At 59.3% G+C, this 13,156-nt stretch carries 14 protein-coding genes; 10 read left to right on the top strand and 4 right to left on the bottom strand.

What is annotated here, in order from left to right; all coding sequences use genetic code 11:
* Nucleotides 1–4 precede the first annotated feature (4 nt).
* Together thrS and B3229_RS12605 are read right to left on the bottom strand one after the other, a co-directional pair.
* Entirely contained in the window at nt 5–1,933 is a 1,929-nt protein-coding gene (gene thrS, locus B3229_RS12610) for a threonine--tRNA ligase (RefSeq protein ID WP_048781691.1), read from the bottom strand.
* 238 nt (nt 1,934–2,171) lie between these two features.
* Entirely contained in the window at nt 2,172–2,933 is a 762-nt protein-coding gene (locus B3229_RS12605) for a DUF481 domain-containing protein (RefSeq protein WP_033747531.1), read from the bottom strand.
* Nucleotides 2,934–3,286: 353 nt separating this feature from the next.
* Between B3229_RS12605 and ghoS the strand changes: the two genes are divergently transcribed.
* Together ghoS and B3229_RS12595 are read left to right on the top strand one after the other, a co-directional pair.
* Nucleotides 3,287–3,577 carry a type V toxin-antitoxin system endoribonuclease antitoxin GhoS gene (gene ghoS, locus B3229_RS12600; protein ID WP_048784641.1) on the top strand — a complete coding sequence of 97 codons (291 nt, stop codon included), beginning with the start codon at nt 3,287–3,289 and terminating at the stop codon, nt 3,575–3,577.
* A gap of 135 nt (nt 3,578–3,712) precedes the next feature.
* On the top strand, nt 3,713–4,606 hold the full coding sequence (locus tag B3229_RS12595; RefSeq protein WP_048784640.1) for a fructosamine kinase family protein: 894 nt from the start codon (nt 3,713–3,715) through the stop codon (nt 4,604–4,606).
* A 4-nt stretch (nt 4,607–4,610) separates the two neighbouring features.
* On the opposite strand, the gene B3229_RS12590 is transcribed toward B3229_RS12595, so the two are convergent.
* Nucleotides 4,611–5,147 (bottom strand): YniB family protein, encoded by a 537-nt coding sequence (locus B3229_RS12590; protein WP_033747537.1) that lies wholly within the window; start codon nt 5,145–5,147, stop codon nt 4,611–4,613.
* Nucleotides 5,148–5,290: 143 nt separating this feature from the next.
* Here B3229_RS12590 and hxpB point away from each other — a divergent pair, with 143 nt between their 5' ends.
* The 6 genes from hxpB (at nt 5,291) to B3229_RS12560 (ending at nt 10,689) form a co-directional block, all read left to right on the top strand.
* Nucleotides 5,291–5,971, top strand: a complete 681-nt coding sequence (gene hxpB / locus B3229_RS12585) for a hexitol phosphatase HxpB (RefSeq protein WP_048786045.1) — start codon at nt 5,291–5,293, stop codon at nt 5,969–5,971.
* 194 nt (nt 5,972–6,165) lie between these two features.
* A complete protein-coding gene (kduI, locus tag B3229_RS12580; RefSeq protein WP_048786043.1) occupies nt 6,166–7,002 on the top strand; it encodes a 5-dehydro-4-deoxy-D-glucuronate isomerase in 837 nt (278 codons plus the stop codon).
* A gap of 16 nt (nt 7,003–7,018) precedes the next feature.
* On the top strand, nt 7,019–7,780 hold the full coding sequence (kduD, locus tag B3229_RS12575) for a 2-dehydro-3-deoxy-D-gluconate 5-dehydrogenase KduD (RefSeq protein WP_048786041.1): 762 nt from the start codon (nt 7,019–7,021) through the stop codon (nt 7,778–7,780).
* 191 nt (nt 7,781–7,971) lie between these two features.
* Nucleotides 7,972–8,562, top strand: a complete 591-nt coding sequence (locus B3229_RS12570) for a metal-dependent hydrolase (RefSeq protein ID WP_033747549.1) — start codon at nt 7,972–7,974, stop codon at nt 8,560–8,562.
* A gap of 156 nt (nt 8,563–8,718) precedes the next feature.
* Nucleotides 8,719–10,110 (top strand): L-cystine transporter, encoded by a 1,392-nt coding sequence (locus B3229_RS12565; protein WP_048786039.1) that lies wholly within the window; start codon nt 8,719–8,721, stop codon nt 10,108–10,110.
* Between the two features lie 195 nt (nt 10,111–10,305).
* The gene (locus B3229_RS12560; RefSeq protein WP_048786037.1) at nt 10,306–10,689 is read left to right on the top strand and encodes a DUF6515 family protein; all 384 of its coding nucleotides are present in this window, start codon (nt 10,306–10,308) and stop codon (nt 10,687–10,689) included.
* A 66-nt stretch (nt 10,690–10,755) separates the two neighbouring features.
* Here B3229_RS12560 and osmE read toward each other — a convergent pair whose 3' ends face one another.
* On the bottom strand, nt 10,756–11,091 hold the full coding sequence (gene osmE, locus B3229_RS12555; RefSeq protein WP_048786035.1) for an osmotically-inducible lipoprotein OsmE: 336 nt from the start codon (nt 11,089–11,091) through the stop codon (nt 10,756–10,758).
* 192 nt (nt 11,092–11,283) lie between these two features.
* Here osmE and B3229_RS12550 point away from each other — a divergent pair, with 192 nt between their 5' ends.
* Entirely contained in the window at nt 11,284–11,871 is a 588-nt protein-coding gene (locus tag B3229_RS12550; protein ID WP_048786033.1) for a TetR/AcrR family transcriptional regulator, read from the top strand.
* Entirely contained in the window at nt 11,868–13,061 is a 1,194-nt protein-coding gene (locus B3229_RS12545; RefSeq protein ID WP_286871139.1) for a multidrug effflux MFS transporter, read from the top strand. Before B3229_RS12550 ends, B3229_RS12545 begins: the two co-directional genes overlap by 4 nt.
* The last annotated feature ends 95 nt before the right edge of the window (nt 13,062–13,156 follow it).

The raw sequence follows: 13,156 nt of genomic DNA, 5'->3' as shown, positions 1-13,156 counted from the left end.
AACCTTATTCCTCTAATTGGTGAAGATTGCGGCTGCGAATCTCTTGTTGCAGCTTCTCAACAAACACATCGACATCCATCGTCCCGAGGTCTTTACCGCGGCGGGTGCGAACGGCTACTTTGCCTGCTTCCACCTCTTTGTCACCGCAAACCAGCATGTAAGGGACGCGACGTAATGTGTGCTCGCGGATTTTAAAGCCTATCTTCTCGTTTCTCAAGTCTGCTTTCACACGAATGCCAGCATTCTGCAATTTGCGTGTCAACATGTCGACATATTCCGCCTGTGCATCGGTGATATTCATCACCACCGCCTGCATTGGCGCCAGCCACGTCGGGAAGAACCCAGCGAACTCTTCGGTCAGAATGCCGATAAAGCGCTCCATCGAGCCAAGAATCGCGCGATGAATCATTACCGGGGTCTGACGGTCGTTGTTTTCGCCCACATAGGTGGCGTCCAGACGTTTTGGCAGGGAAAAGTCTAGCTGAACTGTGCCGCACTGCCAGGCGCGATCGAGACAGTCATATAATGTAAATTCAATTTTCGGGCCGTAGAATGCACCTTCTCCGGGCTGGAATTCAAACGGAATTTCGTTTTCATTCAGCGCGGCGGCTAAATCTTCTTCAGCACGGTCCCACATTTCATCGGTGCCGATGCGCTTCTCAGGACGCGTGGAGAGCTTCACCACGATCTTTTCAAAGCCAAAGGTGCTGTACATGTCATAGACCATGCGAATACAGCTGTTCACTTCGTCGCGCACCTGATCTTCGGTACAGAAGACGTGGGCGTCATCCTGCGTAAAGCCGCGTACGCGCATCAGGCCATGCAGCGCGCCTGACGGCTCGTTGCGGTGACAGCTACCGAACTCCGCCATGCGCAGCGGCAGATCGCGGTAGGATTTCAGACCCTGATTGAAGATCTGCACGTGGCCCGGGCAGTTCATCGGCTTGATGCAATATTCGCGGTTTTCTGAAGAGGTGGTGAACATCGCCTCTTTGTAGTTTTCCCAGTGCCCGGTTTTTTCCCACAGCACGCGGTCCATCATAAAGGGACCTTTCACTTCCTGGTACTGGTACTCTTTCAGCTTGCTGCGCACGAACACTTCCAGCTCGCGGAAGATGGTCCAGCCGTCATTATGCCAGAAAACCATGCCCGGCGCCTCTTCCTGCATATGGTAGAGGTCAAGCTGCTTGCCGATCTTGCGGTGGTCGCGCTTCGCCGCCTCTTCCAGACGCTGCAGGTAGGCGTTGAGCTGCTTCTTATCCGCCCACGCGGTACCGTAGATACGCTGCAGCATTTTATTGTTGCTGTCGCCGCGCCAGTAGGCGCCCGCGATTTTCTGCAGCTTGAAGTGGTGACAGAAACGCATATTCGGCACGTGCGGACCGCGGCACATGTCGACATATTCTTCGTGATGATAGAGACCAGGACGATCGTCGTGGCTGATATTCTCATCCAGAATCGCGATTTTATAGCTCTCGCCGCGCTCGGCGAACACCTCGCGCGCCTGCTGCCAGCTTACGACTTTTTTCACCACGTCGTAGTTGGTTTCGGCTAGCTGGTGCATGCGTTTTTCCAGCGCGTCGATATCTTCCTGCGTCAGGGTATGATCGAGATCGACGTCATAATAGAAGCCGTTGTCGATAACCGGACCGATCGCCATTTTCGTATTGGGCCACAGCTGCTTAATCGCGTGTCCCAGCAGATGCGCGCAGGAGTGGCGAATAATTTCCAGACCCGCTTCATCTTTAGCGGTAATGATGGCGACGGAGGCATCTTCGGTGATGGGATCGACCGCATCCACTAGTTGCCCATTAACGCGTCCGGCAATACAGGCTTTCGCCAGGCCAGGACCGATGTCCAGCGCAATATCCATCACGCTTACCGCGCGGTCATAGCTACGCTGGCTGCCATCAGGAAGAGTAATTACAGGCATTTAATATCCTTAATTGCAGTGGTAAGCCACACGAAAGCTTACATACAACATTGAGTAAAATTGATTGCCCGGCGCGATGTCAGACCCACATTGTCGGAATGACGCCGGGAATAGTAGTGCGCCGCTGATGATAACAGCTTTGAGCGGTGAGCAAAACCCGCCCTCTCGCCGCTAAGTCGAGGAACAGACGAAAAAAAACCGCAGACGGGCTGCGGTCAGGAAGCGGTTACGCCGTAAATTACATGGCGTAGGTCAGCATAATGCTGGTTTTGGTGTCGGTGCGATCGGGCGCGGACTCGGGCGGATTGTTATTCCAGGTCACGTTGTACGCCAGCTTCAGCGCGAAATGATCGTTGATGCCGACCTGCAGACCCGTTTCCGAGTTGACGGTGGTGTCTTCGCCAAAGCTGCTCAGCACAGATACGCCCTGAATAAACTTCGTGTTGTCGGTCAGCTGCCACTGATAGCTCAGCGCGCCGTAGCCCAGCGCTTTGGTTTCGCTGCCGCCGTCGTGGAAATCGTCATAGCGCACGCCCGGACCAAATTCCGCACGCAGCGAATGAATCGGCCCGCTCAGGATCTGACGACCGTAACCGGCGGTCAGCACATCGCGCGAGTCGTAGCCGTTAAAACGGTCGCTCAGCCAGCTCGCCTGACCAAACAGGTAGTCGAAGCTGTTGAGGTTGTAGCGCGAACGGCCGCCGATGCTGTAGGTTTCAGAAGAGCGCTCGTCGTTGGACGAGGTGTTCGCCGCGTTGCCCCACAGGCTGTAAGCCATAGAGCTCTGATACCACGTCATATTGGTTTGCGCAGTCAGCGAAGAGCTGGTGGTGTTGCCGGTCTGCGCCAGATAGCCTGCGGAGGCGCTGCCGTCGAACGGCTTTTTCGCCGTTGAAGGATCGTCCATCGCGGTGAAAACGGTGTTGTCCGCCAATGCCTGGTGGCAAAATGCGCCGGCGGAAAGCAAAAGAACGGCTGAGAGCTTGTGAAGCACTTTCATTTATTGTGACCCGTACGACAGTTTAAAAAACAGTGAGTGTGAAGAGTTTTACCGGCCAATCAATGCAATTTACGGTAAGTATTGTAAATAAATATTAACCTGCCTGAAACAGGCTTCATACACGCTATCCCGCTTGATTATTGGGAGTTTTCTCATTAACGGCGCGCATTATAGTGGGCGGCCAGCTGAAAAACAGCGGAGTTACTACAAGATTTTTCTGAAGCGCCCGCGAGCGGCTTTACCCTGCTTTACTTTTATGCGTGCCTGAAATATCCGCTTTATCCTGTTCATTATTCGCGCATTTTTTCGCCATGGTCTACGCTGAGCACAGTCATGCCGCACAGAGGTGAAACATGAGCGACGATCTAAAACGTTACATTGTCACATTTCACTATCAGGAAGCGGGCCTTGGCGATATCCAGGCGCTCAACAGCGCGATGATCGCCGCCGGCTTCAGCACCACGCTCAACGATGACCAGGGCCACCCGCACGAGCTGGGCACCAACAGCTTCGGGCTGGTCAGCGCCCTGTCGCAGGAGGACCTGCAGCGTCAGGCCACTGCCGCAGGCGAAAGCGTGCTGCATCAGAAACCCGAGGTCGACGTAACGACGCTGGAGGCGTTTTTACGCGATGCGACGCTGTAGCCGCGCTCGCCATCCGTTCCGGTAAGCTGTGCGCAAGCGCGGGTTTTCAGCGATATTCACGCGATATAATCGTTTTTATGTCGCAGACCACTCTGACTGACACCGCAGCCTGACAGGTTAAAAGAGGATCGCCCAATGTGGAACGCTATTAGTCGTCTGTTAAGCGAACAGTTTGGCCATGCCGAAATTACCGAACGCCACGAGCTTCCCGGCGGCGACGTTCATCCCGCCTGGCGCCTGCGCTATGGCGAGCATGACGTTTTTATGAAGTGCAACAGCCGCGAGATGCTCACTCTTTTCACCTGGGAAGCCGATCAGCTGGCGCTGCTGGCGCGCACCCAAAGCGTGCGCGTGCCGGCGGTCTACGGCGTAGGCCACCATCGCGATCAGAGCTTTTTGCTGCTGGAGTATATCGCGCCGCAGCCGCTGGACGCGGAGAACGCCTTTCAGCTGGGCCAACAGCTGGCGCGCCTGCATCAGTGGAGCGAACAGGCGCAGTTCGGCCTCGACTTTGACAACAACATCACCACCACGCCCCAGCCCAACAGCTGGCTGCGCCGCTGGTCGGTTTTCTTTGCGGAGCAGCGCATCGGCTGGCAGCTGCAGCTGGCGGAAGAGAAAGGCATCGCCTACGGCAATACGGAAGAGATTGTCAACTGCGTGCAGCGCGCGCTGGCCACGCACCAGCCGCAGCCTTCGCTGCTGCATGGCGATCTCTGGCCAGCCAACTGCGCCGGCAGCGCCAGCGGTCCCTGGCTATTCGATCCCGCCTGCTACTGGGGCGATCGCGAATGCGACCTGGCGATGCTCGGCTGGTTTCCCGATCTGCCGCGACAGATCTATGAGGGCTATCAGTCGGTCTGGCCGCTGCCGGACGGCTTCTCGCAGCGGCAGCCGGTCTACCAGCTCTACTACCTGCTTAACCGCGCCAACGTCTTCGGCGGCAGCTGGTTGAGCGAGGCGCGCTTCGCCGTCGCGCGCCTGCTGGAAGAGGACGCGCTGGCGCAGCGTCAGGCCAGACCGGCCTGACGCGTTAAAGAAAACCGAGCAGCGACAGCACAAAGTAACCGGCGACGGCGATCACCACCGGCAGGATATAGAGTGGAAAGATTTGCAGGAAGATCGTGTGGTGCGGCACGCGGATTTTCTCTTCCAGCTGCTGGCGCGTGCGGGCGTCGCTGCCGCGCGCCTGCTCCAGAATCAGCTGATCCTCAATACCCTCTTTAATATGGCGCGCCTGACGCGCCATACGCGAACCGGACGCTTCCAGCGCCAGACCGACGAAAATCAGAATATAGATAATCCAGAAGCCAATATTCATCTGACCGTGAAACTCCGGCACCGGCGAGTTACGCCAGAAGAAGCCGAGGAACGGCGTATTGAAGCGGATCATATCGACAATGACATGGACAAAATCGAGCATCACGGCGTCGATGCCCGGTTGTTTTTCACTGTGCCTGAACATAAAGCCCAGCACTGAAATCACGGTCGACAGCAGCGCGAGCAAAAAAATCGCCCAGCCAGCCACTCGCTTAAGGATGGCAATGCGGCCAGCCTGTTGATAAGTCATGGTATCTCCTGTACCTGAATCCCGTTTGCAGCCAGTCTACCTGCCTGTGGTTTTAATTTCCCGTAAAAAGCGCCGCCTGCGCCACTTTCGCGGCGCGCGCCGGCCCATGATAAGGTAGCGCAAATTCTACAAGGAGCCAGCCGATGAGTTATACCCGCCCCGTTTATGCCGCCCTGTTTGATATGGATGGCCTGATTATCGACTCCGAACCGCTGTGGGATCGGGCAGAACTGGATATCTTCGCCACGCTCAACGTTGACCTGTCGCGCCGCAGCGAGCTGCCGGACACGCTTGGTCTGCGCATCGATCAGGTGGTGCGCATGTGGTATGAAACCCTGCCCTGGTCAGGCCCGGATCAGCAGACGGTCACGGCGCGCATTATCGCCCGCGCGCTGGCGTTGATTGAAGAGCAGCGTCCGCTGCTGCCTGGGGTGAAACAGGCGCTGCAGCTCTGTCGGCAGCGCGGACTGAAAACCGGTCTGGTCTCCGCCTCGCCGCTGATGATGCTGGAGCGCGTGCTGGCGCTGTTTGACCTGCGCGACCATTTCGACGTGCTGGTTTCCGCCGAGGCGCTGCCCTACAGCAAACCGCATCCGCAGGTCTATCTCGACGCCGCCGCGCGGCTGGACGTCGATCCGCTCAACTGCGTGACGCTGGAGGATTCGGTTAACGGCATGATCGCCACCAAAGCGGCGCGCATGCGTTCTGTCGTGGTGCCCCCCGCCGCGCTGCGTGAGGATCCGCGCTGGTCGCTGGCCAATGTAAAGCTGGACGATCTGACCCAGCTAACCGCAGCGCATCTGCTGGGCGATTCCGCACGCTAAGCGGCGCGCGCCGACGCGAACGCGCCGCTTATTCGAACCCGCCCGCCGCCGGCGGGTTTTTCTTTGCGGCATGATCCTCCTCTCAAATAAATAAAACAGCGTTTCATTTTTATTGAATTGATCCTTCACTCCTCCTAAGATGCCCTCAGACGCCCTACGGGGCCTATGCACCTGTTTCGCCAGAGGGGACCAGAATGGACGTTCGTCAAAGCATTCACAGCGAGCATGCCCGTCAGCTCGACACCGCCGCGCTGCGCCGCGAATTTCTGATTGAGAAGATATTTGAAGCCGACCGCTATACGCTCACCTACAGCCATATCGACCGCATTATTATCGGCGGCGTGATGCCGGTCGCCGACGGCGTGACCTTCGGCAACGAGATGGGCAAGCAGCTGGGCGTCAGCTACTTTCTGGAGCGACGCGAGCTGGGCGTTATCAATATCGGCGGGCCGGGCACCATCGAGGTAGACGGCAAGCTCTGGGAGATCGGAACAGAAGAGGCGCTCTACGTCGGCAAAGGGGCCCAGACGCTGAGCTTCCGCAGCAGCGACGCCTCTCGTCCGGCGAAGTTCTATTTCAACAGCGCGCCCGCGCACAGTCGCTTTCCCGATAAAAAGGTCGGCAAAGAGGACGCGGTTCGCACCACGCTGGGCGATGCGGCGACCTCAAACCGCCGCACCATCAACAAATATCTGGTGCCGGACGTGCTGCCGACCTGTCAGCTCACCATGGGGCTGACCCGCCTGGACGAAGGCAACCTGTGGAACACCATGCCGTGTCACACCCACGAACGCCGGATGGAGGTCTACTTCTACTTCGATATGAACCCGGACAGCGCGGTGTTTCATATGATGGGCCAGCCGCAGGAGACGCGTCATCTGCTGGTGCATAACGAACAGGCGGTTATCTCGCCCAGCTGGTCGATTCATGCCGGCGTCGGCACCGAACGCTACACCTTTATCTGGGGCATGGTCGGCGAGAATCAGGTATTCGACGACATGGATCATGTCAACATCCGCGATTTGCGCTAACAAAGGAGGCGCTCTCATGATACTCAACGCATTTAATCTGGAAGGTAAAATCGCGCTGGTCACCGGCTGCAACACCGGGCTCGGCCAGGGCATGGCGCTGGGGCTGGCGCAGGCCGGCTGCGATATCGTCGGCGTTAACCGCGACGATCCCACGGAAACGCAGCAGCGCGTCGAAGCGCTGGGCCGTCGCTTCTGGTCGCTGCAGGCGGATCTTATTCGCACCGAGCAGGTGCCGGGCGTGGTAGAGAAAGCGGTGGCCGCCGCAGGCAAAATCGACATTCTGGTCAACAACGCCGGAATTATCCGCCGTGAAGACGCGCTGAACTTCAGCGAACAGGACTGGGATGACGTCATGAACATCAACAGTAAAAGCGTCTTCTTTCTGTCGCAGCAGGTGGCGCGCCAGTTTATCGCGCAGGGCCAGGGCGGCAAAATTATCAACATCGCCTCGATGCTCTCTTTCCAGGGCGGCATACGCGTCCCCTCCTACACGGCGTCGAAAAGCGCGGTGATGGGCCTGACGCGGCTGATGGCGAACGAGTGGGCGAAACACGGCATCAACGTCAATGCCATCGCGCCGGGCTATATGGCGACCAACAATACCGAACAGCTGCGCAGCGACGAAGGCCGCAGCGCCGAGATCCTCGGACGCATCCCCGCCGCGCGCTGGGGCGTGCCGGAAGATATGATGGGGCCGGTGGTTTTCCTCGCCTCTTCGGCCTCAGATTATGTCAACGGCTACACGCTGGCGGTCGACGGCGGCTGGCTGGCGCGCTAGCGTCTTGCAGGTCATAAGACGCGGCCCAATGGCCAGCGTTCTCGGCCTGCTGCTGACAAATCCGACGAAACGGCGGCGCAATGCCGCCGTTTCGCTAAATAAATTCACGCTTCGTTACAGCGTCACAACTTCTCATTTACTGGATAAATCCCTATACTGGATGCATCGACAGTTTGCAGCCAGGTTTTATCATGACGGGCGAAGGCCACGTAATTTTCGCTATTGCCACCGCTATTTTCGCTAAGCGCGCGGAGCTGACGCCCGTGCTGGCACAGGCCGACTGGTGGCATCTTATCCCTGCCACGCTGCTTACCTGCCTGCTACCCGATATTGACCACCCCAAATCGTTGCTCGGCCAGCGGCTAAAGTGGCTCTCCTATCCAATAGCACGCGCGTTTGGTCACCGGGGCTTTACCCACAGCCTGCTGGCCGTTGCGGCCAGCCTGTGGCTGTTTCAGATAAACGTACCCGACGACTGGCTGCTGCCCGCTGACGTACTGCAGGGAATGACGCTGGGTTATCTCAGCCATATCGTTGCCGATATGCTGACGCCCGCCGGCGTGCCGCTGCTGTGGCCGTGCCGCTGGCGCTTTCGTCTGCCGATCCTGAGAAGCCAGAAAGGCAACCAGCTTGAGCGCACGCTCTGCCTGATACTGGTCGGCTGTTCGCTGTGGTTTCCGGCAGGCGCGCCCTCATTTGGTGCGCAGGGCTGGACCTCTCAGCTGTTCGATACGCTGCAAAACGGCGTCTCTCGCCTGATTTCCACCCAAAAAGCGCATTAAAGCAGCAGAAAACGCTGTCTGGTTATAAGGCATTCCATTTGGATATAAGTCGGCGCCCGAGTGAGCTGGTAACATACCGCCACTTAATTCGTGCGTCACAATATCTGGCGTTCCGGCGCTAATAGCTGTCGCCGGACGTGTCTTTCGGGAGCCAACATGGATCTACCTCTGATTCTCAATCTCGCAGCCTTCGTCGCGCTGCTGCTGCTGCTGTCGCGCCTCGGCCGTGATAGCTGGAGCCTGTCGAAAAAAGTGCTGGTCGGTCTGGTGATCGGCGTGCTGTTCGGCCTGGCGCTGCAAACCATTTACGGTGCGCAGAGCGACGTGCTGAAAACCTCTATTAGCTGGTTCAATATCGTGGGCAACGGCTACGTGCAGCTGCTGCAGATGATCGTGATGCCGCTGGTGTTCGCCTCGATCCTCAGCGCCGTCGCGCGCCTGCATAACGCCTCGTCGCTGGGCAAAATCAGCTTGCTCACTATTGGCGTGCTGCTGTTTACCACCGCCATCTCCGCGCTGGTCGGCGTGCTGGTCACCGGCCTGTTCCACCTCAGCGCCGAGGGGCTGGTACAAGGGGCGCAGGAGAGCGCGCGCCTTGCCGCCATCCAGAGCAACTACGCGGGCAAAGTGGCGGACCTTACCGTACCGCAGCTGCTGCTCTCTTTCGTGCCGAAAAATCCGTTCGCCGATCTGACCGGCGCCAGCCCGACTTCGATCATCAGCGTGGTGATCTTCGCCGCCTTCCTCGGCGTGGCCGCGCTGCAGCTGCTGAAGGATGACGACGCCAAAGGCCAGCGCGTGCTGGTGGCGATCGATACCCTGCAGTCCTGGGTAATGAAGCTGGTGCGTCTGATCATGAAGTTGACGCCCTACGGCGTGCTGGCGCTGATGACCAAAGTGGTCGCCGGTTCCAACCTGCAGGACATCATCAAGCTGGGCGGCTTCGTTGTCGCCTCCTACCTGGGCCTGGCGATTATGTTCGGCGTGCACGCGCTGCTGCTGTCGGTCAACGGCATCAACCCGCTGCGCTTCTTCCGCAAGGTCTGGCCGGTGATCACCTTCGCCTTCACCAGCCGCTCCAGCGCCGCGAGCATTCCGCTTAACGTGGAAACTCAGACGCGCCGCCTGGGCGTACCGGAATCGATCGCCAGCTTCTCCGCCTCTTTCGGCGCGACAATCGGCCAGAACGGCTGCGCGGGCCTCTACCCGACCATGCTGGCGGTGATGGTTGCGCCGACCGTTGGCATTAACCCGTTCGATCCGGTCTGGATCGCCACGCTGGTGGGCATCGTTACGCTGAGCTCCGCAGGCGTGGCGGGCGTAGGCGGCGGCGCGACCTTCGCCGCGCTGATCGTGCTGCCGGCGATGGGTCTGCCGGTGACGCTGGTCGCCCTGCTGATCTCTATCGAACCGCTGATCGATATGGGCCGTACCGCGCTCAACGTCAACGGCTCGATGACCGCGGGCTCCCTCACCAGCCGCTGGCTCGGCATGACCGACAAATCGGTGCTGGAGAGTGACGAGCACGCAGAGCTGGCGCACCGCTAAGCGCGCGTTGCATGACGATAAACCGGGCCATCGCGCCCGGTTTTTTTATGCCTGCGCTTCACAATCCGCCCCCTTTATGGCGACGCCGTTAAGAAAGCGTTAAGCGTGGTAAAGAGAGGAAAAAGTCGCCCTTCTGCGCTTGTTTTCACAGCGGAAAAAGAGAATGCTTCAGGCAGTTATCGCAGGAGAAAACCCATGAAAAAAGTTATCGCCTCGCTGCTGGCGTTAACGCTGTTGTCGCCAGCGCTTGTCTCTGCTCACCCCGGCGGCTGGGGTCCCGGCCCGGGTCCGCACTGGGGCGGCCACGGCCGCGGATGGGGTGGTCCTGGCCCGCTGCGCTTTTTACCGGAAGCGGCGACCGCGGTGCTGATCGGCGGCCTGACCTACTACATGCTCAACGGCGCTTACTATCAGCGTCAGGGCGAAAATTACGTGGTGGTGCAGCCGCCAGCCGAGCCGGACGGCGCGCTGCGCGTGCTCGACTTTAACGGCCGTCGTTTTTACGTGCAGGAGGGCCACTACTATCAGCGCGATATCGGCGGCAACTATATCGAGGTGCCGCGTCCCGCAGGACTCTGAGCAGCCATAACGAAAAACGGCCCGTCATTGACGGGCCGTTTGCTTTCTGTTCTGTCGGTTTGCAGCTTACTGAGCAGCCTGCGGATCGGTATCGTACTCTTTACAGCTCTGAAAACCGTAGTTCATGACGCGACCTGTGTCGCTGTAGCTCACGAAGTAGGTCTGCGGTTTGCCGTCACGCTCGCCCAGCACATAGGTCTGACAGGTGCCGCGCGCGTGAACCATGGTGATTTCAGTCGAAGCCGGGCCCGCAATCTGGCGAACCTGATCGCGCGTCATGCCTTTTTTCACATCCTTAACCACGGGCTTGCTCACGTAGCTCTCAGCACGATCGTAAGCCGTACAACCAGACAGTGCGACCAGCGCCAGCGCCGCAGCGATACATCCCATTGCTTTATTCATCGAGTTGTTCCTCATTGTATTGTCCATGTAAGCTTAAGCCTGGAACAGAAATGCAGATTAATCAACTTTATGGCGCATTTTTAAGTTCAGTCTGAACTGTCAGGTTAGCGTAAAAAAGCTGTTCTTAATGGGATCGCCCCGTATAATCCGGCGCGAGAATAAGCACTCTCAAAACTATATTTCGGAGGCGGGATGAACCAACAGCGTGAGGCGCGCGACGCGCGGCATCGCACGCGCCAGGATGAGATCATCGCGGCGGCGCGGCGCTGTTTTCGTCAGTCAGGCTTCCACGGCGCCAGCATGGCGCAGCTCGCCAGCGCCGCCAGCCTCAGCGTCGGGCAGATCTATCGCTACTTTCCCAGCAAAGACGCGCTGATCGAAGAGATGGTGAAACGCATCGTCGACGGCCGCGTGGCGGCGATGAGCGCGCAGAGCGACGCCAGCCATATCGCCGATATGATCGCCCGCCGCGAAACCCTGCACGACGAAGATGAGATGCTGATGCTGGAGGTTGCCGCCGAGGCGAGCCGCAATCCGCGCGTCAGCGATATCCTGCAGGCCGCCGAGACGCGCCTGTTTCACAACGCCTGTGAAAAAATGCGCGCGGACTATCCGCACCTTACCGAGCCGCAGCGCGCCGCCTGCGTCGAAGTGCTGGCGGTGCTGATAGAAGGCACCGCTTTTCGCCGCCTGACGACGCAGAAAGCGTCGGCGGATCTGCTTCATACCCTCTACAAACAGATGATCCACAACTTAGTCAACCCCTCAGAGGACAAATGACACCTGCACGCAATAACCGACTGGTCTATGCCATCACGCTGGGCCTGCTGGCGGCGCTCGGCCCGCTCTGCATCGATCTCTACCTGCCTGCGCTGCCTGAACTGGCGCGCGATCTGCAAACCTCGACCGCCACGGCGCAGCTCAGCCTTACCGCCGGCCTGCTCGGCCTCGGCGCCGGGCAGCTGCTGTTCGGGCCGATGAGCGATAAGTTCGGCCGCCTGCGTCCGCTGACGCTTTCGCTGGCGCTGCTGTTTATCGCCTCGATCGGCTGCGCGCTGGCGCAGGATATCCACCAGCTGCTGCTGGCGCGCCTGTTCGAAGGACTGGCGGGCGCGGGCGGCGCGGTGCTGTCGCGCGCGGTGGCGCGCGATATGTACAGCGGCCATGAACTGACGCGCTTCTTCGCGCTGCTGATGCTGGTAAACGGACTGGCGCCGATTGGCGCGCCGGTGCTGGGCGGCGTGCTGATGACGCTGCTTAACTGGCGCGGCATCTTCGTGGTGCTGGGCGCGACGGCGCTGCTGCTGATCCTGCTGGCGCGCTGGAAGCTGCACGAGACCCTGCCGCCCGAGCGCCGCAGCCAGGGTTCGGTTTTCTCCGCCTGGGCAGCGCTGGGCCAGGTGGTGGTTCATCGTCCCTTTATGGGCTTCTGTCTGACGCAGGCCTTTATGATGTCGGGCATGTTCGCCTATATCGGCGCGTCGCCCTTTGTGCTGCAGCAGATTTACGGCCTGTCGCCACAGGCGTTCAGCTTCTGCTTCGCCGCGAACGGCATCGGGCTGGTGATCGCCTCGCAGACCAGCGCGCGCCTCTGCCCGCTCTGGGGCGAATATCGCGTGCTAAAGGGCGGCCTGACGCTGGCCTTTGCCGCCTCCAGCCTGCTGCTGCTGGCGGGCCTCCTCGCCGCACCGCTGCCGCTGGTGCTGGTGGCGCTCTTTTTCACTATCGCGAGCAACGGGGTGATCGCCACCACCGCCTCGTCGCTGGCGATGCAGAGCCAGGGCCATCGTGCCGGCAGCGCGTCGGCGGTCATCGGCGTCTGCATGTTCTCATTCGGCGCGATCTCGGTGCCCATCACCGGGCTGGGCGGCACCTCGCTCGTCAGCATGACCGGCACCATCTTCGGCTGCTTTATGCTGGCGATCCTGATGTTTATCTTCCTGGCGCAGAAACCCGCGCCGCGCGGATAAACTGCCTGATATGGCAACAGTTAACCGGAAACAACTGGCGCTTTGGCTTGTTGTTTTCGCCGATGCGCGTTAGCTTTAATAAATGGTTCGCACGG

Origin of the sequence: Pantoea sp. UBA5035 (assembly GCF_002415245.1) — a bacterium.
Taxonomy (GTDB): Bacteria; Pseudomonadota; Gammaproteobacteria; order Enterobacterales; family Enterobacteriaceae; genus Pantoea; species Pantoea septica.
The sequence above is the reverse complement of the archived record's forward strand: the minus strand, read 5'-3'. Positions and strand labels throughout refer to the sequence as shown.